Source organism: Paenibacillus puldeungensis, from assembly GCF_042678945.1.
Classification (GTDB): domain Bacteria; phylum Bacillota; class Bacilli; order Paenibacillales; family Paenibacillaceae; genus Fontibacillus; species Fontibacillus puldeungensis.
The window spans coordinates 229,972-251,067 of record NZ_JBHTLM010000006.1 but is presented as its reverse complement, the minus strand read 5'-3'; the positions used below and the strand labels follow the sequence as shown (position 1 = coordinate 251,067).

Here is a 21,096-nt window from a genome sequence, read left to right as displayed (position 1 = left end):
ATAACTTGGGATTATTCAACCGAATGAAGAACAAGGCCGTAACCGTGACTAAATATCAAATGATTGTGGATAATGGCAACGGGTTTTATTCGTGGAACGGCAATTTGTATAAGTCAGACATTGTTAGGGCTGCAATTAGGCCAAAAGCTCGGGCAATTGGTAAGGCAGTAGCGAAGCATATACGGCAAGGCCCTGACGGAACGAAAGTAAATCCTGATGTGTACATGCGCTTTCTGCTTGAAGAACCAAATCCATATATGACGGGCCAACAGTTACAAGAGAAAGTGATCACGCAGCTTGAACTTAATAACAATGCATTTGCTTTTATTAACCGTGATGAAAATGGATATCCGACTGAGATATATCCTATTACAGCCGTTTCATCCGAGGCGCTCCAAGACGATTCAGGAACGCTTTATATGCGCTTTAATCTGCGCACTGGTAAAACTGTGACCTTTAGATATTCGGACATCATTCATTTGCGTAAGGACTTTAATGAAAACGAAATATTTGGCGATTCACCAGCGCAAGCATTGGCCCCACTGATGGAGATCGTTAATACAACAGATCAAGGCATTGTGAAAGCTATTAAAAATTCAAATGTTATCCGCTGGCTGTTGAAGTTCAATCAAACTTTACGTCCGGAAGACATTAAGAAAAACACCAAAGATTTTGTAGACAGCTTCATGAATACTGAAACATCCGAATCAGTTGGGGCGGCTGCTACAGATGCAAAGGCTGATGTCAAACAAGTCGAGCCAAAGGATTACGTCCCAAATGAGAAACAAATGGACGTAACTACTAAACGTATTCTTTCATTCTTTAACACCAACGAAAAGATCATCATGGGAGATTATACGGAAGATGATTGGATATCGTACTACGAATCAGCTTGCGAACCGGACATTATACAGCTAAGTGGGGAGTACACAAGAAAGTTATTTTCTCGCAGAGAACGAGGGTTTGGAAACAAAATCATTTTTGAATCGTCTAACCTAACCTTTGCTTCCATGCAAACTAAATTAAAGCTTGTTGAACTGGTTGATAGAGGAATATTCAATCCTAACGAAGTGCGCGAAGTATTCAACAAGTCGCCTCGCGAGGGTGGGGATGAGTATATACGGCGGTTAGATACAAGACCGACAACCGAGTAAAGGAGGTGATTAAATGGCATTGGTAAAGATCAAAGGAGTTATTGTTCCAAACGATTCAAAATGGATTTATGAATGGTTTGAAATTGATGCAACTTCACCAAATGATGTGACAAAATCACTGGAAGCAGCTAACGGAGAAAATGTTGATGTTGAAATTAACAGCCCGGGCGGTTCTGTCTATGATGGATCAGAAATTTATACAGCTCTGAAAAGTTACCCCGGAAGAGTTAATGTCAAAATAGTCGGTGTTGCGGCTAGTGCAGCTAGCGTTATCGCTATGGCTGGTGATCATGTTCAGATTTCCCCAACCGCTCAAATCATGATACACAATGTATCTACCAACGCTGGCGGTGATTATCGCGATTTGGAACATGAAGCGGCAGTACTGAAAAACTACAACAAGTCAATTGCAAATGCCTATATTCTTAAAACGGGATTGTCACAAGATGAACTATTAAGTTTGATGGATCAAGAAACGTGGCTAAATGCACAGCAAGCAAAAGAAAAAGGCTTTGCTGATGAGGTTATGTTTGATACTGGTAATCAGTTGGTTGCATCATTAAACCAATCACAAATGTTGCCTCCTGCTGTTATCGAAAAAATACGAAACACCATTAAAAATCCGTTGAGTTCTCGTAAAAACACAGAGAACAAAACGGATATTTTTGCGCGACAACAAACAAGGTTGAACCTATTAAAACTAAAGGGAGATGAAATGTAATGACTAAAGAACAATATTTGAATCAACGTAAAAAGCTGATGAACGAGGCAGAATTATTGATTAACGAAGGGAAATTTGAGGATTCCGAAGCAAAAATGAACGAGGTAAAAACACTTGATAACAAATGGGAAACAATTGCATTGGCTAACGCAAACCTTAATGCACTAAAAGACAATGCAAAGGTAACGGAACTTGAAAACAAATCAGTAACAGTTGAAGGAGGTAAACCAGTGGATAACATTGTCCAACCTAAACCGCTCGATGAAAAGAAGGCATATGAAAATGCATGGGCCAAATACATGCAGGGCGGCAAACTAGAAGGAATAGAAAAGGAATTGTTTGATAAGGTAAACACCGAATTTAGCAATGCTTATACTCACGATACAACCAACACGGCTATTCTAATCCCTGAGACGGTTGTAGCTGGCATTTGGAAACGTGCTGAAGAAATGTACCCATTGCTTGCTGATGTACGTAAATTCAGTGTTTCTGGCACTCTGACAATGAAGAAACACACAGGTATTGCCGCTGGTGATGCGGCGTTCTATGACGAAGCTACTGCAACTGCTGATGAACAAAACAACTTTGGCGAAATTACTCTCAGTGGTTGCGAACTCGCTAAAGCAATTACTATCACGTGGAAATTGCGTTCGATGGCAATGGAAGAGTTTATTCCATTTATTATCAATGAACTCGGTGAGCGTGTCGGCGTAGCTTTGGGCAAAGCGGTTGCATCTGGTAAAGGCGCGAGTGCATCCCCAAGAGAACCGGAAGGCGTAGAAACTGCTTTGCTTGCCGAGTCTGGAACGCCGCAAGTAGTGACTTACGATCCAGATAACGCCACAACTCCGGTGCCTTTAACTTACAAGAAGGTAACGGAAGCAATCGCAAAAATCCACTCTTCTTACCTTGGAGGTGCCGCTATTTATGCGAATAACGCGACTATCTGGACGCAACTCGCTAACCTTACCGATGATAACGGGCGCCCATTGTTTATCCCTGATGTAACAAGCGGCGGTGTAGGCCGAATGTTCGGCATGGTTGTTAAACCAGACGCTGGACTAAGCAAAAACAACATTCTTATTGGTAATGCAAGTGCTGGTTACATCATGAATACGAACGAGCCTATGAGCGTTGCCACCGAAGAACATGTTAAAGCTAGAACGGTTGATTATGCAGCTTATACCATCGTTGACGGGGCTGTTTTGGATACGAAAGCATTTGCTTTGATCCGAGACATTCCTACAGCTTAAGGAGGGCTAACCTATGTATGAAGTAATTAAAGAGTTCCAAGATAAAAAGACCGGCAGCATCTTCGTTGCCGGTTCTTCATTTGAATGTGATGCAAAACGTGCTGGCGAGTTGATCAAGCTTGGATTTTTGAAAGGCGATGAAAAGGCCGACAAAAAAGACGGTGAATGATCATGCTCCTTGAAAAGATCAAAAAGGCGCTAAGAGTTTCCTCCATTGCTTTTGATGAGGAAATATCAGACCTTATTTCTGCGGCGCAGCAGGATTTAAAACTGTCTGGTGTCATGGGAGAAAAGGCAATAAGCGAAACTGATCCATTAATCATTCGCGCCGTTACGGTTTATTGCAAAGCCAACTTCGGATTTGATAATCCAGATGCCGAGAAACTGCAAGAGTCGTACAAGATGATTAAAACTCACTTGACACTATCGGCAGAGTATACGGTAGGTGATGTTAGTGTTATGGCGTGATGTGATTGACCTTATACCTGTCATGGTTGCAAGAGATTCATACGGGGAGGAAACCGAGCAAGACGGTACTCCCCGTACTGTTTTTGCAAATAAAAAATCAGTAAGGCAAACCGAATTTTATCAAGCAATGGCAGCAGGAATCAAACCGGATATTGTTTTTGAAGTCATGGTTGGCGACTATGCTGACGAACTGAAAGTTAAATACGGAGAAAAATACTATCGTATAGTCCGCACATACTCAGCCAATGGCGAGCGCATAGAGCTTGTTTGCTCCATTTATCCAATGGAGGTGCAGACAGATGGCACGGGATAAGATTGAGGGACTAAAAGAGCTTGAACGAGCTATGAACAAGCTCGGGAAAGTGCCGCAATCAGTAGCTACGAAGTCGGCAAGAGCAGGGGCAAGCATAGCTTTGAAGGCTGCTAGAAGCGAAGCGCCAGTAGACACCGGGGCGTTAAAGGGCGGCATTATTTTGAAAGGCGAACGTAAAGTAAAGCCCGGGAAAAAGGTATATGACGTTATGATGGACCCGAAGAAAAACGATGTGTTTGTCAAAACGTCCAAAGATGGTAAAAGATCCTATTACCCGGCTTCACAAGAATACGGATTTATGACCGCTGACGGTGGATATGTCCCGGGCTATCATTTTTTAAGAAAGTCAATCACCGAAAATGCTCGGGCCATTGAATCAAAGATTGTTGAAGTTGCTGGCAAAGCTATTGATAAGGCTTTAGAGGGGTGATGTGATTGGACTTTGAAGAAGCCTTAAGCGTGGAAATAGAAAGTATAGCTGGGCTGAGTGGGAAAGTATATCCCGGATTTAGCCCCGGCAAGACTGCTCCGTATGCGGTTTATTTGTCGTCTGAAGGAATCCGCTACAAAGTGCTGACAAACGGCTATCTAGGCAGCCTGAGAGCCGATGTAACGCTAAACATCATCGCCAGCAAGTACAAACAGTTGAAGCAACTCACCAAAGCGGCAATAAACAAACTTGTTAGCTTTGAAGGGCGAGTGATCGGCACTGGCGGCCCATTCATTGATGAATTGACATACGAAGCTCCTGTAGAGCTTTGGGAAGAAGAACCTAAGCTATTCAGGTGCGTGATTGAATTTACAGTTTATTACGAGGAGAGTGAACAAATTGGCTAACAGAGCGGTAGGCACTAAGTTGAAATTTGACACAAAATATGTCGCTGAATTGACCTCAATCGGCGGTCTGGAACTGTCTGCTGATAATATCGACGTGACAAGCTTAGACTCTGACGGGGGTTACAGACAATTTATCGGCGGATTTAAGGATGGTGGTGAAGTATCACTGAGCGGCTTTTTTAATCCCGGTGATCCCGGTCAAGCTGCTGTATATGCGGCCTTTGAATCTGGAGCTACAGTTCCTTGCGGCATCGAGTTCCCAACAGCGCTCGGGGCGAGTTGGACATTTAACGCAGTAGTCACTGGATTTTCAACAGGTGCCGAGCTTGAAGAGGCGGTAAGTTTTGAAGCAACTCTAAAGGTATCTGGCAAACCAACATTGGTACTACCTACACCTGCACCGTAATAATACCATAATCGATGCCGGGGCGATTGCTCCGGCTTATTAATATTTGGAGGTAATAAAATGACAAACGAATCAAGAAACGATGTTGTAATGATTGAATTGGATCGTCCGCGCGAATTGAGATTTGGTCATAAAGCGCTAAAGCAGATTCTAGCTTTGACGGGGAAAGATATTGATGCCTTTGACCTTGATAATATCGATTTGGGCGAAATTGAAAAAATCATGTACTGTGGGCTTTTATACGATGCCAAACAGCACGGCGAGACTTTAAAACTTGAAGAAATGGAAGATTTGCTGGATCAGGCTCCGTCAGTATCGCACTATATTCAAAAAATGCAAGAAGCTCTTAGCATTGCTTTTGGATCACTAGGCGGTACGGAGGGAAACCAGGAGAAGCCGGAGTAGAGTCCGGCACAAGCTCAAAATTTGACTGGCAAGACTCCATGATGGCGGCGCTGCGGGTGGGGCTAAGCATATCAGAGTATAACGAGATCACTCCGCATGAGCTTAACATGCACATAAAAGCATATAACGAGCGGCAAAAGCGCGATGATAACAATGGGTTGGCTTTAGCTTATCTTAACGCAGGATGGATGAGGGCAAAGCGGATGCCAGCATGGAATAAAGTTGTTGAGCAAGAAAAGCCAAAAGCGCAAACACCGGAGCAGATGCTTAAAATGGTGCAAATGTTAAACGCCAAATTTGGAGGATCGGTAGTAAATAAACAAGATGAGGGCGGCTTATAGTCGTTCTTTTTTTTGTGCGCAAGGGGGGTGAATAGATGGCAGTAGTAAAAAACCTCATGGTACGCGCTGGGGCCGACTTTTCGGGAATGCGGAAAGAGATGCAAAAGGCCAAGAAGGATATTTCCTCATTTCAGACTAAAGCTAATTTTTCTGGCTTGCGCAAGGAAATCGCAAAGACTGAGAAACAAATGGGTACCTTTCGTTCGAACATGTCCGGCTATGTTAAGGGGATTGCCGCAGCCATAGCATCTATCGGCATAGGCGCAGGTATTAAAAGCGCTGTAAATGATGCGATGCAGTATGAGGCATCTATTATGCAGATCAACCGGACTATGGGGACGAGCGCTCAAGCGTTTCGGGATTGGGCCAAGGATAACGCTTCGGCGTTTGGCATGTCTAAGCTCGAAGTCATGAAATACGGGGCTGTTTACTCTAACCTGTTAAGCTCATTTTCTAAAGGAACCGCCGAAACCACAGAGCGAACCAAAGAGCTGCTTCAAGCATCTGCCGTGGTAGCTGCTGCAACGGGTAGAACCATGGATGATACTATGGAACGTATCCGATCTGGTTTATTGGGTAACACAGAGGCGATTGAGGATTTGGGGATTAACGTCAATGTCGCTATGATCGAATCAACCAACGCTTTTAAACAGTTTGCAAACGGTAAGCATTGGGAGCAGCTCAATTTCCAGACGCAGCAGCAAATTCGTTTGATGGCGATTTTGGAACAAGCCCAGCAAAAATACGGCGACCAAATAGCAAATAACACCATATCACGGCAACAGCAATTAGTAGCACAACTCAAAAACGTTAGACTGGCATTAGGTCAAGCATTTTTACCGATCTACAACGCAATTTTGCCAGCACTTATTCGTTTTGCAACAGCTTTAGCAACTGTCATGAACTTTATAGCTCAGTTTACAACGGCATTATTTGGCGGATCAGTTAAGTCGCAACAAGCCCAAACCAAAGCCACAACAACGCAGACCGCTGCTGTAGGTGGATTAGGTGACGCTTATAAAGATGCTGGGGACAAAGCTAAAAAGGCAGGTAAAAAAGCCAAGGGAGCAGCGGCAAGCTTTGACCAATTGAACTTGATCGGCGGCAAGGACTCATCTGGCGGCGCTGATAATAAGGCCCCTGACGCGTCTGGTGGAGCTGTAGCACCTATTCCTACAGATGGCCTATTTAGTAACATGAATGACGGCATGATTGATGTATCGAGCAAAGCCAAAGCGATGGCAGATGCGGTGCGTGCGGCATTCGAAACCGCCTTCAAGTCTATTAAAGACGTTTGGGACTTTGTTGTTTCGAGTCTATCGCCTTCATTTCAAAAGGCATGGGGCGAAATACAACCGGTTCTAGCCAATTGGAAAACGTTGTTTCAAAAAATGTTCTCCGACATTATGACACTTGGCGTACCGCTTGCAAGTTGGTTTCAAACCAAGCTAATCCCGCTATGGCAGCAAGGCGTTGAGCTTGGTGGGCACATCATTGCAGGGCTTGGCGATAGCATCAAAAATGTAGTATCTACCATTTGGGAGTTTGCATTCCCAATACTGAGTAAGTTTGTAACGGACGGATTGCCTCGCCTAACGGATTTTCTGATGGGCGCACAAGAGATTTTTGGAAAACTCTTTGATCTTGTTAAGCAAATATTTGACGATCTATGGACGGGCGCAGCCGATCCGGCTTTAAAACAACTCTCTCAAATTGTACAAGATTATTTAGATATTATCTTTAAAAAATGGGATGAGTGGGGCAAAAAGATACAAGATAATATCAAAACAGCCTTAGACAAAATTAAAGAGTTATGGACTAATTTATTCAACGTAACGCTTAAGCCATTTATAGACAATATGCTAGAAAATCTGAAATGGCTTTGGGATAAGCACTTAAAAGGTGTTGTTGATGAAGTAACAACATTTGTCGGCAAGTTGACTACAGGGGCGACAGATATCTTCAACAAGTTTATCATGCCAATCGCTAACTGGTTGACTAAGACGTTAGGCCCAACATTTTCTAATATCTTCTCGCTTGTGGGTGATGTGATAGGAACGGTTGTTGGCGTTATATCCGACGCAGCCAAAGGCATAATGAAATCGTTGGGTGGCATTGTCGACTTCGTTTCTGGTGTATTTACAGGGGACTGGAAGAAAGCTTGGAATGGTATAAAAACATTCTTCGAGGGCATAGGCGATTCACTTGCCGGGATATTTAAAGGAGCAGTAAATCTCATTATTGATGCTCTTAACTTCATGATTCGGCAACTTAACAGGATTAAAATTGATATTCCTGATTGGGTATCAGACGTTACAGGCGTTGGAGATTCATTTGGTTTTAATATCCCGACCATTCCAAAACTTGCAAAAGGCGGTCTTGCCTATGGACCTACACTTGCTATGGTTGGCGATAACAAAGGCGCAGCGTCTGATCCAGAAGTTATTGCCCCTCTATCAAAGCTAGAAGGGATTATCGGCGGAAACAATGACCAACAGCAAGTGGTTAGCGTACTAAACTCCATCCTGCGGGCTGTACAGAGTGGTCAAAACGTCAACGTCACAATTAGCCAAAAGTCAGTAGCGGAGGCAGCAATTAACGGGATAAAGGATCATCAAAGAAGAACCGGAGCGCTCCCATTCCCAGTATAGGAGGTGTGAATCATGCTATTGAAAGTTAATGGAACGCCGCTTGTCGCTTCCCCGAGCGAATTTAAGGTTACAATTCTTGATCTGGACGATGCTGATTCATCCGTCCGTACTGCGGATGGGACCCTTAACCGGGATAGAATCACAGTGAAGCGGCAGGTTGAAATTGGATGGAATGCATTAACTGGCGTACAGATATCCCAAATTTTAAAGGCCATGAAGGATGTGTTTTTTGATTTTACTTTTCCCGACCCGATGGAAGGCACTTACATTACAAAGCGTATGTATATTGGGGATCGTCCAGCCCCGGTAGCTTTTGAAAGGAACGGCGTGCTTTGGTGGAAAGATTTAAAATACACGCTGACAGAACGGTGACGCTATGTATCCAATATCACAATTATATTTAGATGCTTTACGCAGACCTGACAGAGAATTTATAGTTATGGCTACGGTTGATGGAGTCCAATATAACGACAACGAGATAGTTGATTTTACGATTGAAAACAGTCTTGTATCATCGGACGGGTTTGAGGTTGGAACTGCAATACCCTCTAAACTTGTAGTCACTATCAGAACAAATCAAACCATACCAGATAACGCAAGAATCGTGCCTTTTTTATCACTATCATTGTCTGGAATGACCTGGGAAGAAGCCACTTATCCATGGAAGGATATGCGTGTTACATGGGAAGGAGCATTGTCTGATTGGATGCCGCTCGGGGAGTTTTTTATAGACTCCCGTGAAAAGATTAATGGTGTATGGACGTTTACCTGTTATGATAGGCTGGTTTTCGCTGATGTGGCATATGTGTCTTCGTTAGCATATCCGGCCTCCATGAAAGCCGTATGGGATGAGATTTGTGGGCGATTAGACTATGTATATGACAGCAGTGTTGTTATAAACCCATCCTATCAAATACAAGCTGGGCCAGCGGGCTTTACCATGCGGCAGGTGATGGGATACATTGCGGGAGCTAACTCAGCCAACGTCATTGTAGGCAAAGACGGAACGATTAGGTTTAAACGATTTGCCGCTACTGATCCGCCAGCGTTTGAAATGACTACATCTGATTACATCCGGGTTAAGCAAGTTAACCCGATTAAAAATTACTCTCGCGTTGTGGTCACTTATGACACCGAAGATTCACTCACCTTTGAAGCTGGGGTCGGCGGTGAAAACCTAACGCTTAATCTCGAAAATCCATTTATGACGCAGACAATGGTTAATAACCTTCGTAGCACATTGAATGGATTTAACTATATACCAATTTCTATGGATGCCAGAGGATTCCCACAGCTTGAGCATGGAGATATTATCGGATTTGAACAAAATGAAAGCCTGTCTTGGCTTGATACCGCAACGGCTTGGCAAGACATGCACATCCCGTGGAACGGCATGGTTAAGTACAAATCCGTCATTTTAAAGCAGACATACAGCTTTAAAGGTGGTCTTAAAATGGCTATTGAAGCACCGTCTGTATCAGAACAACAGAGTGAATTTAAAGTGGACGGATCACTTACTACGGCGGTCAATAAGTTAAACAAAACGGCGGTCAAGGAAGGCAAGGCTTACTATGGAGCTACAATAACGCGAACCGCTGGCTTAACAATTGAACGTGAAGATCATGCCTCTAAAGCTGTGTTCAACTCTGATGAGCTGTCTTTCTACGCCAATGGAGACCGTGCTTTGTGGTTTGATTTGCCTAGCCGTAAGTTTAAATTTGGCGGTGATCTTGAAGCCGCTGGCGGTACATTCTCAGGTACGCTGCAAGGCGTTGATGGTGTTTTTAGTGGAACACTTGAAGCAGCAAATGGAACATTCACCGGGACATTACAGGCGGCTAATGGCACATTTACGGGAACACTCCAAGGTGCTAACGGTACGTTCAGTGGCACTGTTTCTGCTGGCAGAGTTGAGGGCGGCGAAATAGTCGGAGCCACGATTGAAGGTGGTATCATCACAGGCGCTACAATAAGAACCAGTAGCACAGGAAGCAGAGGTGTAGAGTTAAGGTCTGGTTATGCCGATATTAATATTTACTCTGGTGTATCTGGAAACGATTTAGTTTTTGCAATTCAAGATATGCTAAATGACATGCGATTATGGTTTTCTAGGACCGGGTATATTGAAGCTAACAATGAAATTCGTATTAATGCTCCTAATGGTGTATATGTAAACAATGTACAAATAGGGTGATATTCCCTACATTTTGATGTACAATGTAGAAAAATGTAGGGAGGAATATTAATATGAAAAAGTCAATATACACCTTGCTAACTCTGTGTATTGGTATAATTATTGGAATGACGAGTACTGCAGCAGCAGCACCTGTTAGAGAATATGTACAGGCGTCGTTTGAAAAAATAAAGTTTGTAGTAAATGGTGAAGAAAAACACTTGGATGCCGACCCTCTGATATATCAAGGGGCTACCTACTTACCAGTTAGAACAATATTAAATACACTTGGGTATGATGCAATTTATAAAGCAGATTCAAAAACCATACTAGCCGATAAATCATCAGATAAACCGATAACTGGCGCTAATACACCACCTCAGAACGAAGGTGATAAATTGCCTACACTAAAAGATTTAAGGACTAAAGAAGATCAGATAAAAGATTTACAAAACTCAATTAAAAGCGCAAAAGAAGTTGTAAGCGACTTGCAAATTGCAATAGATCAAGTGAAAAACGATAATAAGTTAGATGAAAAGCAAAAAAATGAGAAGGTTGCTACCTACGAGTCAAGATATAATGATTTTTCCAGCAGAATCAAACAGTACGAAGAACAACTTGCTGAATTGCAAAAGTAATTAATTCATTCAAAGTCCCATCAAACGATGGGGCTTTTTATTATGCCAAGAAAGGGTGAAAAACGTGGCCCGAATAACTCCAGTTATCAAAGCTGAAATAGACCCAATGTGTCCTGTGCCTGAAGTATGCTCAATTATTGATGCAGTATCATCCTTTAACCCGGGGCAAGAAGAGGCAATTTTGTTAGGTATCAAAGAAGCAATTGAACGTAGAGAATCACAATTGAAGGGGGCTGAACCTAATGGCAAGTCGGTACGGCGGGATAACGGGAAGTAAGAATATTTCAGAGGACTTTGAAAACATCAATACCGCCCTTGAAAACGTCGAAAAAGATGTAGATGCAAAAGCAGCTATTGTTGCAGACCATATCAACTCTACAGCAGCACATACAGCCGAGCATATTGCCTATTCAGGAACGGCGGCAGGGGCGAATGTAAAAGAAGCAGTAGACGGAGTGAATGATCGCGTCAATACCATCATACAAGGTGGTGGCGCTGACAAAGACGCCGAGCTTATTGATATTCGTACTCCTGATCCATCATACACGCCAAAAAGAACAATAGCTGTAGCCGGTGATATCACTCGCGATATGCAGGCTCAATTTACTGTGCAGTTGGCGGGTGTTACGACTAACGTAGATGGTCGTGGTATTAACGTAAAGGCCCCTCCTTACAATGCAAAAAGTAATGGAGTAGATGACGATACCGCCGCTTTTCAGGCCGCAATAAATTTCTGCGCAGCTAATCGGATACCGTTAATTGTGCCAGGCGGAGCTGATAGTTATGTGCTCGGGGATTTAACTATACCTAGCCATGTGAATATAATTGGAATGGGTGGTAATCGAGCAAATATTAAGGCTAAATCAAGCGTAACAAATCTGTTCAATATCCAGGGCCAACAGATCAGTATTGAAAATTTGTTTATCGATATGAATAGCGCTCCATCAAATTCTGTTGTATTTTACTTTAATACCAACGTGATGGGCATATCCGATATCAGATTAGATCGGATAAGAATAGAAAATCATTATAGAGTTATTGGTGATGCAAATCACACGACAAACTTGGTGGCAAATGTCTACTGTACCGACATTACTTGTTACGCGGGTAAAGCAACACCTGTAGTATTAAGAGACTTTTTGGGATTTATTTACTTTTCTAAATTTATCGTTGATTTCACTGGCACCAATCCAATCCACGGAATCAATGTTACTTGGCCTGGATTTGACATTGAAAATATCGCTGGCGTAATTTTCGAAAATGTTGACGTTTTAGGCGGAACTTACTCTTCCGGGGGTCACGGTTTTGTAATGAATAATTGCTTAGCAATTTGGTTTAAACGCGTAATGACAGATACCCTAGGTGGTACGGGATTTTTCCTGACAAACTGCGAGTACGTATATATCGATGAGGTTGTTAGTAGTCATTGTGTTCGTGGGGGGATATTATTTACTAACTGTCGATTTATCCACGGGGCTATGGTGTTTGTAAATGGAAGAAAAGATCAAACTGGAGAGCAGCCTAATCAGGACGGCATAATATTTGATAATTGCAGTGACTCAAATGTCGGCACCATAAACACGCAAAATAACACTGGTAACGGTTTTGTGCTTAGGGGCTGTACAAGAATGATAATTAACTCTGTTCGTTCTATCTCGAATAGCATTAGTGGACTACGGGAAGAATCTGGCACCGGAACATCGCAGTATAACCAATTAGGGAATGTTCAATCCCTTTTTAACCTTACTAATAGTGTCATATTAATATCTGCGACTACCGGCATCGTATCTCTCATCACTAACAGCGGTTTATTACAGTTTAATAGGGTTGGTCCTTATACCGCTTAACAATATAAGCAACGTGGTAGGACGATATAGCTCAATGCCAATAACGCCAAAGAAGGCGTTTTTATTTTGCCCTCGGAGCCGATCCGGGGACTATTTATATTAAGGCGGTGATTAAAATGGAGTGGCAAACCGTAGTAGCAATTGCAGCCGGAATAAGTGCTATATTTTTAGGCTGGACTAATTACAACAGGACAGTCAAAAAGGATGTTGCTCAAGACTCTGGCAGCAATATGAGCTTAAAAACAGATATGGAATACATCAAACGTGGCGTGGATGACATGAAGGTAGAACAAAAGATTCAAGGCCAACGCTTTGAAGCTTTTTCCGAAAGGCTAACGCGAGTCGAAGAATCTACTAAACAAGCTCACAAACGTATTGATGATCTTAAAAACTAAGGAGATGTTATAAATGACAATCAAATGGTTAAAAGCAGCAGGTATCCGCGCAGTTAAAACAGCAGCACAAACAGCAATTGGCGTAATTGGGGCTACTACGGTATTTAGTCAGGTTAATTGGTATGTTGTTGGCGGTACGGTTTTGTTGGCTACGATTACTAGCCTTTTGACGAGCTTGGCAGGATTGCCAGAGGTTAAAGATAGCGGTGATAGCAAGTGATCTACCGTAAAGACTATATCCCAATCACAACACCATGCAATCGTCGGCCTGAGCTTGCAATGCACCCAACCACAATAACGATCCACAACACAGGTAATACGGCGAGTAAGGCCGCCAATGAGCGATCTTGGCTTACTAACCTTACAAATACACGGACAGCATCGTTCCACATCGTAGTGGACGAATACGAGGCTATAGAGTGTATACCGCTTAATGAGTCAGCTTGGCACGCTGGAGACGGTAGCGGCCCAAATAGCGGCAATAGAACCTCCATCAGTATCGAAATTTGCGAATCTGGCGACTATGACAAAACACTGGATAACGCCGTTAAATTGGTGGCTAAGATGCTTAAGGAACGGGGTTGGGGAGTTGACCGGCTCCGGCGTCATTACGATTGGAGCGGCAAAATCTGCCCACGTAAAATGTACGATGGCGGCAAATGGACTGGATGGACTGAGTTTAAAAATCGTGTGGCTACGGAGTTAACAGGAAAGGATGAAGAAAACGTGGAAAAAGCAAAAGTATACGTAAACGGTGAGAAGATCGAGGACGGCTTTGTGCTGGAAGGCAGGGTATATGTCCCACTTCGTGCGGCCGGTGAAGCATTCGGCGCAAAAGTTAATTGGGATAATGATAAAAAAATAGCTTCACTTACAAAATAACCCATGATATAATACTATCAAATCCGAAAGAATCGGTACAAAAGCCCACTAACCTTAATTGGTCGGTGGGCTTTTTTCGCTTAATATTCCATTTTAAATTCATTATAGTCGATATCATCAAACCCGTTATCTGCGATAAACTTTTCTTCATCAAATCCGATCAACTCAAGTGCTTCATCAACTGTCATGCTCCGGTTTGTTATAACCTCGCCTACCAAAATGTCCTCGTAAAATACTTTCATTGTTCATACGTCCTTTCATTATAATTGATATTAATTTACTTATTTCTCCAAATGCCAGCTCAATCCTTCTTGATCGTCCGAATCAATGCAATAACCGATAAGACCAGTGCAACTATTCCGATAATCAATGTTGCTGTTTCCAAGGTTCACGCCTCCTCCAGCTTGTTCATTATTTTCGCATCCGCTTCGGCGTCACTCTTCCGCGGCGTGGGCTTATCCGGCATCCAAGCTTCCGTTTCAGTATTCCAGATACCCCAGGATGTTGGATTGTTGAATGGTCCGTATGTGTATGGGCTTGCTACATATTTCTTTTTCGTCTTCACCGCATATTCCTCCTTAGAAGGGCCGGAGCCCATATTGATGACCGCAACGATCATTACCCTGCCGTGACGATCAAACGATGAATCTCCTCAAACTTTACACGGCCGATCCGGCGTAGCGCGTTGCCCATGTTGCGTACGTTGGTACTCTCCTCCTCGTAGTAGTACCGATTCCCGCGCTGAGTGTACCAGGTCGTGGTCCTGCCTACGCAATATACCAGAACAATGCCGTCGGGGTAGGTTATGACCTGATGGGGACCATACTTTTCCGTCTTAACCATTTCATTTCATTCCTCCCGCGTAAGGCCGCCGCCGATTTATTTATTACACCGTTTATGTTAAGATTGGGAGGAGGGAGCCGTTAACTCCCTCCGAGGAACCTATTTACGTTTGCCGGGTCGGCTGCGTTTGGTTCCTTTTTTGTTTTCCTCACGAGTTTTTCTTAGTAGTACAAACGCGGTAAGTAACTGGATGATTGCCGTGAGGAGCGTTACCCAATCTTTCATGTCCTTGTCTCACCTCCTTATATTTCTATTATATACTGGTACCACTATATTGTCAATAGTTTTTTATACTGGTATCAGTATATTATTTGTGTTATTATCAAGGTGAGGTGATAATAATGGAAAAACAGGGGAAAGCATCGACAAGAGCAAAAGACAAATATAATTCAGCTAACTATGATCAAATAAAATTATGGGGTAAAAAGGGGGATCGGGAAAGAATTGATAAAATTGCTGAGTCTCTAGGTACGAGCCGAAATGCTTTTATATTGGAAGCTATAGAAGAAAAAATTGAACGAGATAAAAATAAGACCGCCGAATAATGGCGGTCATTGTTTTACATCCGAAGGCACATCATAAGTATGCCCATCATCCGGTATAGCTGGGTTAATGTACTTAAATATATCCAGCCCCAAGTATTTCTCCATTAGTACGCTTGATTCTGCCGTTATAAGGCTCCACAACATACTAAACTCATAATGATATCCCCTGCATAGATAACGGGCATATATGCCATCCACAGTTCGTTTCTCTTCATATACCTTCAAGCCCAGCACTCTAAATTTACGCCGCACTTCCCGGTGATCGTCCTCCACACGCTTAATCGCATTATCCAACAGCGTCACATATGGTCGCGGTGTCTTTAGCTCACGTTCGATGATTTTCTTATCACGTTCAAACGCCGTCAGGATCAGCGGCAATATAATGTATAACTTAACATAAGAGTAATCTTCGTTACTTAAGCCCATAGGCATATTCATCACTCCAAACAAGAACGTTTGTTCTTATAATAACCAATGACGAGCCATTAAATCAAGACGTTTCTAAATCTGTCCGCTCACAATATTACCAAAATGGTAATATATCGTTGACAGGAACGCACGTTCGCATATAATTAAAGTACCGCAGGAAAATCATGGATAGTACAAAAGGGCTAACTTTATAACCGCGGTACATAAAGCGCTTACAAAAGCCGAAAGAAGTATAAGAATTTGCTTGATATGCGGTGATATTACAACTCAATCGGAATTGTAGGGGGATTAGAATAACAAGAAAGGAAGTGAATTTTATGTCAAACGCATAATGAGCTTTTAGAACAAATTGTTCCAGAATTGCCCGAGGGAGCGCGGTATGCCCGCAAGCTCACTTCTTATACACCCACTCATACAAGTCTTCCATTCTGCATTCTAGAATCATGGCAGAGACGTACATATCTTCCGGCAACATTGCCCGTTCATTATTGCAAAAATGGGATATCATTCGGACGCTCCTACCAGATCGTTCTGCAAAATAGGTTTGAGTCCATTTCCGTTGTTTGAGTAGGTCAGGAAGCAAGCATCTCCCACGGGAGATGTTCAACGTTCTTGCTCCTTTCGGACAAGCATCGCGGTAATTTTATCATTTAGTCAGTCATCAGTAAACAACAATGAGAGGATGAACCATGATGGAAGTAAGCTTATCTGGGTGTAAATGCAGTATAAAAAACATTCGGTTAATACAAGAAAAAACACTTGAGGAAGTATCATCATTTACAAACATCCCAATTGGTGTTTTAAAAGAATACGAACAAGCCCCGGGCAACATTCCATTACACGAAGCTGTAAAACTATTATCATACTATAAAATCAACTTCAAAAACATAATGTTTTTTATATAGCATTATTACACAGAAAAGAGGGCTCAACGCTTGATGTTGCCCCTCTTTTCCCACATTTACCCCACACTATGATTGATTTCCCCATTCTTTATAAATCCTTATTTCTACTGGAAAACAAGACGTAACCCCTTGCTGGGCAAGGATTCATGGTGTCTCAAATACACATGGATAATCGTAAATTTACGTTCACACAATTGTAATTTTTTATGATCGTGATAAAACAATTTGATGTACTAAGCGGCCTTCAGGCAGTTCCCATGCCTCGCGAAATCCAGTATGATGAATTTGTAAGCATTTGAAGCCTCCTTTTCTTTTATTTGGACCTCATGCATAATACTTCAAAAATTTTAAACTTTAAATTTGAAAATGTTTTCATTGGCTTGTTTGCTCACAAAATGTTAACAAAGGAGAGATGTTTCATGACAGCTACCAAGGGCCTGGAAGGCATTGTAGCAGCGACTTCTTCGATCAGTTCCATTCACGACGGTGTCCTCGCATACCGTGGCATCAATATCGACGATTTGGCAGAACGCGCAAGCTTTGAAGAAACCGCCTATTTACTTTGGTACGGCAAGCTGCCCACACAATCCGAACTCACCAATCTGGAGCAGCAATTAAGCGATTATGCTGCCGTTCCACAAGCTGTTATCGATCAAATGAAACTGTACCCGGCGAATGCAAATACGATGGCAGTGCTTCGTACTGCCGTATCAGCTCTCGCCTTGTATGACGAAACCGCTAATGACATCTCTCGTGACAGCAACCAGTTAAAAGCGATCAAACTCCAGACTCAGATCCCTACGTTGATTGCGGCCTATGCGCGAATTCGCGATGGTAAGGAACCGATTGCCCCACTTAAGGGTGTGTCGATTTCGCATAATTTCCTTTATATGCTGACCGGAGAACAACCGGATCCGGTAGCGATTCGTGCGCTTGACCAAGCGCTTGTGCTTCACGCCGATCACGAACTGAACGCTTCTACGTTCTCCGCCCGTGTTACGATCGCTACGCTATCTGACATTTACTCCGCTGTAACCTCGGCCATAGGTACTTTAAAGGGCCCACTGCATGGTGGTGCCAACGAAGCTGTGATGAGAATGCTGGGTGAGATCGGGACGCTGGAACAAGCTGAACCGTATATTCAGCGCAAATTAGCTAATAAAGAGAAGATCATGGGCTTTGGTCATCGCGTTTACAAGAATGGGGATCCGCGGGCGAAGCATCTGCAGAAGATGTCGCGTCAGCTCAGCCTGTTGAAAGGTGATATGACGTTGTACGACATTTCCGTCAAAGTCGATCAACTCGTAACGAGCCAAAAAGGACTTAAACCGAATGTCGATTTTTATTCGGCATCTGTGTACACGTTGCTTGGTATTCCGAGCGATTTGTTTACGCCGATTTTTGCGATCAGTCGACTTTCCGGGTGGACAGCACACGTTTTGGAGCAGTTGGACGACAACCGAATTATCCGCCCGCGTGCCGAATACACAGGGGCCATCAATCAGCAGTACGTTCCGATTGAACTTAGATAGGCGAGAAGCGGGAAACTACCTGGGCATTTATGCTAAAATGGAGACCGTGATAAGCTGAGCAGAAATTGTGGTAAGGAGGAAAAAAATAACATGTTGAAGCTGGAAAAGTTCGACCTTCCAACCGAGGGCGAGAAAATTGATTTTAAAGATGGAAAGCTGCAGGTGCCTAATCACCCCGTCATCCCTTTTATCGAGGGTGACGGCACCGGCCGCGATATCTGGAAAGCATCCAAACGTGTATTGGACGCCGCCGTGGAGAAAGCTTACGGCGGTGAGAAGAAAATCGCCTGGTACGAAGTATTTGCAGGCGAGAAAGCTTTTAATACATACGGAGAGTGGCTGCCGGCTGATACGCTTGCGGCGATCCGTGAGTACATTGTGGCGATCAAAGGACCGCTGACGACGCCAATTGGCGGCGGCATTCGCTCGCTCAACGTAGCGCTCCGTCAGGAACTCGATCTGTATGTTTGCCTGCGTCCTGTCCGCTATTTCGATGGCGTTCCTTCGCCGGTAAAACATCCGGAGCTCGTGGACATGGTCATTTTCCGGGAGAATACCGAAGACATTTATGCAGGCATCGAATACAAAGAAGGATCCGAAGAAGTGAAGAAGGTCCTTTCCTTCCTGCAAAATGAAATGGGAGTCAAGAAAATTCGCTTTCCGGAAACATCCGGGATCGGCATTAAACCGGTGTCTGAGGAAGGCTCCAAGCGCCTTGTACGTGCGGCGGTGGAATATGCGGTCAAGCATGGGCGCAAGAGCGTTACGCTCGTTCATAAAGGCAATATCATGAAGTTTACGGAAGGCGCGTTTAAGAATTGGGGTTACGAAGTAGCGGAAGCGGAATTCGGGGATAAAGTATTTACTTGGGCGGAGTATGATCGGATCAAGGAACAGTCCGGCACCGAAGCAGCGAATCAGGCGCAGAAGGATGCGCAAGCGGCAGGGAAAATCCTTATCAAGGATGCAATTGCGGATATTGCGCTGCAGCAGGTATTGACGCGGCCGACGGATTTTGACGTGATCGCTACGCTGAACTTGAACGGCGACTACTTGTCCGACGCTTTGGCTGCACAAGTAGGTGGCATCGGCATTGCTCCAGGGGCTAACATCAACTACGTCACCGGCCATGCGATTTTCGAAGCGACGCACGGGACGGCGCCGAAATATGCGGATCTGGATGTTGTGAACCCGGGTTCCGTCATTTTGTCCGGGGTCATGATGCTAGAGCACCTCGGCTGGCTCGAAGCGGCTGACCTTATCTACAAAGGGCTTGAAACAGCGATCAACAACAAGACGGTAACATACGATTTCGCCCGCTTAATGGAAGGCGCAACTGAAGTAAAATGCTCTGAATTTGCCGATCAAGTGATCGAAAACATGTAGGAGGCTTGACCATCGTGGCTAATCAACGTAAAAAGATTACCGTTGTCGGCGCTGGCTTTACCGGTGCGACGACGGCGCTCATGCTTGCTCAAAAAGAACTTGGAGATGTTGTGCTGCTGGATATCCCGCAGCTTGAAAACCCAACAAAGGGTAAAGCGCTCGATATGCTCGAGGCTAGTCCGGTTCAAGGATTTGACAGTAACATTATCGGTACATCTTCCTACGAGGACGCAGCCGGTTCCGATATCGTGATCATCACAGCCGGCATCGCCCGTAAACCGGGGATGAGCCGCGACGATCTCGTGAATACGAACGCAGGAATCGTTCGCTCGGTATGTGAGAACGTTAAGAAATATTGCCCTGACTCGACGGTAATTATTTTGAGTAATCCGGTTGACGCCATGACCTATGCGGCATATAAGGCGCTCGGGTTCCCGAAAAACCGTGTTATCGGGCAATCCGGTGTTCTGGACACCGCTCGCTATTGCACGTTTATCGCACAAGAGCTAAACGTTTCCGTTGAGGATGTACGCGGGTTTGTGCTTGGCGGTCACGGGGATGATATGGTACCGCTAGTGCGGTATTCTAGCGTAGGAGGGATTCCGATCGACACGCTGATTCCGGCTGATCGCATCGAAGCGATCGTAAAGCGGACAAGGGTTGGCGGCGGTGAGATCGTAAACTTGCTTGGTAACGGCAGCGCTTATTATGCGCCTGCGGCATCGCTCGTTCAGATGACTGAAGCGATCCTGAAGGATAAGAAGCGGATTTTACCAGTTATCGCTTTGCTGGAAGGTGAATACGGCTATGATGGCCTATTTATGGGCGTTCCGGTTATACTTGGCGGCAGCGGTATTGAGAAAGTGTTTGAACTGGAGCTGACGGATGACGAAAAAGCAGCTCTCGATAAATCGGCTACTTCTGTACGTAATGTGATTGCCGTTGTAGAAGGTTAATCAGTTTCCTCCGTTT

At 43.9% G+C, this 21,096-nt stretch carries 29 protein-coding genes; 24 read left to right on the top strand and 5 right to left on the bottom strand.

Annotation, left to right across the window (positions count from 1 at the left end):
• Nucleotides 1-5 precede the first annotated feature (5 nt).
• The 19 genes from ACFQ3W_RS11230 (at nucleotide 6) to ACFQ3W_RS11140 (ending at nucleotide 14,484) form a co-directional block, all read left to right on the top strand.
• Entirely contained in the window at nucleotides 6-1,154 is a 1,149-nt protein-coding gene (locus ACFQ3W_RS11230) for a phage portal protein (RefSeq protein ID WP_379319314.1), read from the top strand.
• A gap of 13 nt (nucleotides 1,155-1,167) precedes the next feature.
• Nucleotides 1,168-1,875 (top strand): head maturation protease, ClpP-related, encoded by a 708-nt coding sequence (locus ACFQ3W_RS11225; RefSeq protein WP_379319313.1) that lies wholly within the window; start codon nucleotides 1,168-1,170, stop codon nucleotides 1,873-1,875.
• Nucleotides 1,875-3,128, top strand: coding sequence for a phage major capsid protein (locus tag ACFQ3W_RS11220; protein ID WP_379319312.1), 1,254 nt, complete (start codon nucleotides 1,875-1,877; stop codon nucleotides 3,126-3,128). The genes ACFQ3W_RS11225 and ACFQ3W_RS11220 overlap by 1 nt, the downstream gene beginning before the upstream one ends.
• Before the next feature lie 13 nt (nucleotides 3,129-3,141).
• Entirely contained in the window at nucleotides 3,142-3,297 is a 156-nt protein-coding gene (locus ACFQ3W_RS11215; protein WP_379319311.1) for a hypothetical protein, read from the top strand.
• Nucleotides 3,294-3,596 carry a head-tail connector protein gene (locus ACFQ3W_RS11210; protein ID WP_379319310.1) on the top strand — a complete coding sequence of 101 codons (303 nt, stop codon included), beginning with the start codon at nucleotides 3,294-3,296 and terminating at the stop codon, nucleotides 3,594-3,596. The genes ACFQ3W_RS11215 and ACFQ3W_RS11210 overlap by 4 nt, the downstream gene beginning before the upstream one ends.
• Entirely contained in the window at nucleotides 3,577-3,909 is a 333-nt protein-coding gene (locus ACFQ3W_RS11205) for a phage head closure protein (protein WP_379319309.1), read from the top strand. Before ACFQ3W_RS11210 ends, ACFQ3W_RS11205 begins: the two co-directional genes overlap by 20 nt.
• Nucleotides 3,896-4,339 carry an HK97-gp10 family putative phage morphogenesis protein gene (locus ACFQ3W_RS11200; protein WP_379319308.1) on the top strand — a complete coding sequence of 148 codons (444 nt, stop codon included), beginning with the start codon at nucleotides 3,896-3,898 and terminating at the stop codon, nucleotides 4,337-4,339. Before ACFQ3W_RS11205 ends, ACFQ3W_RS11200 begins: the two co-directional genes overlap by 14 nt.
• A gap of 5 nt (nucleotides 4,340-4,344) precedes the next feature.
• Complete coding sequence (locus ACFQ3W_RS11195; protein ID WP_379319307.1) at nucleotides 4,345-4,746, top strand: DUF3168 domain-containing protein; 402 nt, start codon at nucleotides 4,345-4,347, stop codon at nucleotides 4,744-4,746.
• Entirely contained in the window at nucleotides 4,730-5,152 is a 423-nt protein-coding gene (locus ACFQ3W_RS11190) for a phage tail tube protein (protein WP_379319306.1), read from the top strand. Before ACFQ3W_RS11195 ends, ACFQ3W_RS11190 begins: the two co-directional genes overlap by 17 nt.
• Before the next feature lie 60 nt (nucleotides 5,153-5,212).
• Nucleotides 5,213-5,557 (top strand): hypothetical protein, encoded by a 345-nt coding sequence (locus ACFQ3W_RS11185; protein WP_379319305.1) that lies wholly within the window; start codon nucleotides 5,213-5,215, stop codon nucleotides 5,555-5,557.
• Between the two features lie 38 nt (nucleotides 5,558-5,595).
• Complete coding sequence (locus ACFQ3W_RS11180) at nucleotides 5,596-5,898, top strand: hypothetical protein (RefSeq protein WP_379319304.1); 303 nt, start codon at nucleotides 5,596-5,598, stop codon at nucleotides 5,896-5,898.
• 35 nt (nucleotides 5,899-5,933) lie between these two features.
• Nucleotides 5,934-8,549: a phage tail protein gene (locus tag ACFQ3W_RS11175; protein WP_379319303.1), complete on the top strand. Its 2,616-nt coding sequence runs from the start codon at nucleotides 5,934-5,936 to the stop codon at nucleotides 8,547-8,549.
• A 12-nt stretch (nucleotides 8,550-8,561) separates the two neighbouring features.
• Nucleotides 8,562-8,921, top strand: a complete 360-nt coding sequence (locus tag ACFQ3W_RS11170) for a DUF6711 family protein (protein WP_379319302.1) — start codon at nucleotides 8,562-8,564, stop codon at nucleotides 8,919-8,921.
• A 4-nt stretch (nucleotides 8,922-8,925) separates the two neighbouring features.
• Nucleotides 8,926-10,743, top strand: a complete 1,818-nt coding sequence (locus ACFQ3W_RS11165; protein WP_379319301.1) for a hypothetical protein — start codon at nucleotides 8,926-8,928, stop codon at nucleotides 10,741-10,743.
• 53 nt (nucleotides 10,744-10,796) lie between these two features.
• Nucleotides 10,797-11,360, top strand: coding sequence for a stalk domain-containing protein (locus ACFQ3W_RS11160; RefSeq protein ID WP_379319300.1), 564 nt, complete (start codon nucleotides 10,797-10,799; stop codon nucleotides 11,358-11,360).
• A gap of 242 nt (nucleotides 11,361-11,602) precedes the next feature.
• Nucleotides 11,603-13,207, top strand: coding sequence for a glycosyl hydrolase family 28-related protein (locus ACFQ3W_RS11155; protein ID WP_379319299.1), 1,605 nt, complete (start codon nucleotides 11,603-11,605; stop codon nucleotides 13,205-13,207).
• A gap of 116 nt (nucleotides 13,208-13,323) precedes the next feature.
• Nucleotides 13,324-13,602 carry a hypothetical protein gene (locus ACFQ3W_RS11150; RefSeq protein WP_379319298.1) on the top strand — a complete coding sequence of 93 codons (279 nt, stop codon included), beginning with the start codon at nucleotides 13,324-13,326 and terminating at the stop codon, nucleotides 13,600-13,602.
• A gap of 13 nt (nucleotides 13,603-13,615) precedes the next feature.
• Nucleotides 13,616-13,822: a holin gene (locus tag ACFQ3W_RS11145; RefSeq protein WP_379319297.1), complete on the top strand. Its 207-nt coding sequence runs from the start codon at nucleotides 13,616-13,618 to the stop codon at nucleotides 13,820-13,822.
• On the top strand, nucleotides 13,819-14,484 hold the full coding sequence (locus ACFQ3W_RS11140; protein ID WP_379319296.1) for an N-acetylmuramoyl-L-alanine amidase: 666 nt from the start codon (nucleotides 13,819-13,821) through the stop codon (nucleotides 14,482-14,484). Before ACFQ3W_RS11145 ends, ACFQ3W_RS11140 begins: the two co-directional genes overlap by 4 nt.
• A gap of 80 nt (nucleotides 14,485-14,564) precedes the next feature.
• On the opposite strand, the gene ACFQ3W_RS11135 is transcribed toward ACFQ3W_RS11140, so the two are convergent.
• The 4 genes from ACFQ3W_RS11135 to ACFQ3W_RS11120 form a co-directional block, all read right to left on the bottom strand.
• Nucleotides 14,565-14,726, bottom strand: a complete 162-nt coding sequence (locus tag ACFQ3W_RS11135; RefSeq protein ID WP_379319295.1) for a hypothetical protein — start codon at nucleotides 14,724-14,726, stop codon at nucleotides 14,565-14,567.
• Nucleotides 14,727-14,872: 146 nt separating this feature from the next.
• The gene (locus ACFQ3W_RS11130; protein WP_379319294.1) at nucleotides 14,873-15,049 is read right to left on the bottom strand and encodes a hypothetical protein; all 177 of its coding nucleotides are present in this window, start codon (nucleotides 15,047-15,049) and stop codon (nucleotides 14,873-14,875) included.
• A 53-nt stretch (nucleotides 15,050-15,102) separates the two neighbouring features.
• A complete protein-coding gene (locus ACFQ3W_RS11125) occupies nucleotides 15,103-15,327 on the bottom strand; it encodes a hypothetical protein (protein ID WP_379319293.1) in 225 nt (74 codons plus the stop codon).
• A 99-nt stretch (nucleotides 15,328-15,426) separates the two neighbouring features.
• Nucleotides 15,427-15,552 (bottom strand): hypothetical protein, encoded by a 126-nt coding sequence (locus tag ACFQ3W_RS11120; RefSeq protein ID WP_379319292.1) that lies wholly within the window; start codon nucleotides 15,550-15,552, stop codon nucleotides 15,427-15,429.
• A 116-nt stretch (nucleotides 15,553-15,668) separates the two neighbouring features.
• Here ACFQ3W_RS11120 and ACFQ3W_RS11115 point away from each other — a divergent pair, with 116 nt between their 5' ends.
• Nucleotides 15,669-15,872, top strand: coding sequence for a transcriptional regulator (locus tag ACFQ3W_RS11115; RefSeq protein ID WP_379319291.1), 204 nt, complete (start codon nucleotides 15,669-15,671; stop codon nucleotides 15,870-15,872).
• A gap of 6 nt (nucleotides 15,873-15,878) precedes the next feature.
• On the opposite strand, the gene ACFQ3W_RS11110 is transcribed toward ACFQ3W_RS11115, so the two are convergent.
• Nucleotides 15,879-16,298 (bottom strand): hypothetical protein, encoded by a 420-nt coding sequence (locus tag ACFQ3W_RS11110; protein WP_379319290.1) that lies wholly within the window; start codon nucleotides 16,296-16,298, stop codon nucleotides 15,879-15,881.
• 692 nt (nucleotides 16,299-16,990) lie between these two features.
• Here ACFQ3W_RS11110 and ACFQ3W_RS11105 point away from each other — a divergent pair.
• The 4 genes from ACFQ3W_RS11105 to mdh all read left to right on the top strand — a co-directional run bounded on the left by ACFQ3W_RS11105 (nucleotide 16,991) and on the right by mdh (nucleotide 21,080).
• The gene (locus tag ACFQ3W_RS11105; RefSeq protein WP_379319289.1) at nucleotides 16,991-17,206 is read left to right on the top strand and encodes a hypothetical protein; all 216 of its coding nucleotides are present in this window, start codon (nucleotides 16,991-16,993) and stop codon (nucleotides 17,204-17,206) included.
• Between the two features lie 419 nt (nucleotides 17,207-17,625).
• A complete protein-coding gene (locus tag ACFQ3W_RS11100) occupies nucleotides 17,626-18,738 on the top strand; it encodes a citrate/2-methylcitrate synthase (protein ID WP_379319288.1) in 1,113 nt (370 codons plus the stop codon).
• Nucleotides 18,739-18,828: 90 nt separating this feature from the next.
• Nucleotides 18,829-20,124, top strand: a complete 1,296-nt coding sequence (gene icd, locus ACFQ3W_RS11095; RefSeq protein ID WP_379319287.1) for an NADP-dependent isocitrate dehydrogenase — start codon at nucleotides 18,829-18,831, stop codon at nucleotides 20,122-20,124.
• A 14-nt stretch (nucleotides 20,125-20,138) separates the two neighbouring features.
• On the top strand, nucleotides 20,139-21,080 hold the full coding sequence (gene mdh / locus ACFQ3W_RS11090; RefSeq protein WP_379319286.1) for a malate dehydrogenase: 942 nt from the start codon (nucleotides 20,139-20,141) through the stop codon (nucleotides 21,078-21,080).
• Nucleotides 21,081-21,096 lie beyond the last annotated feature (16 nt).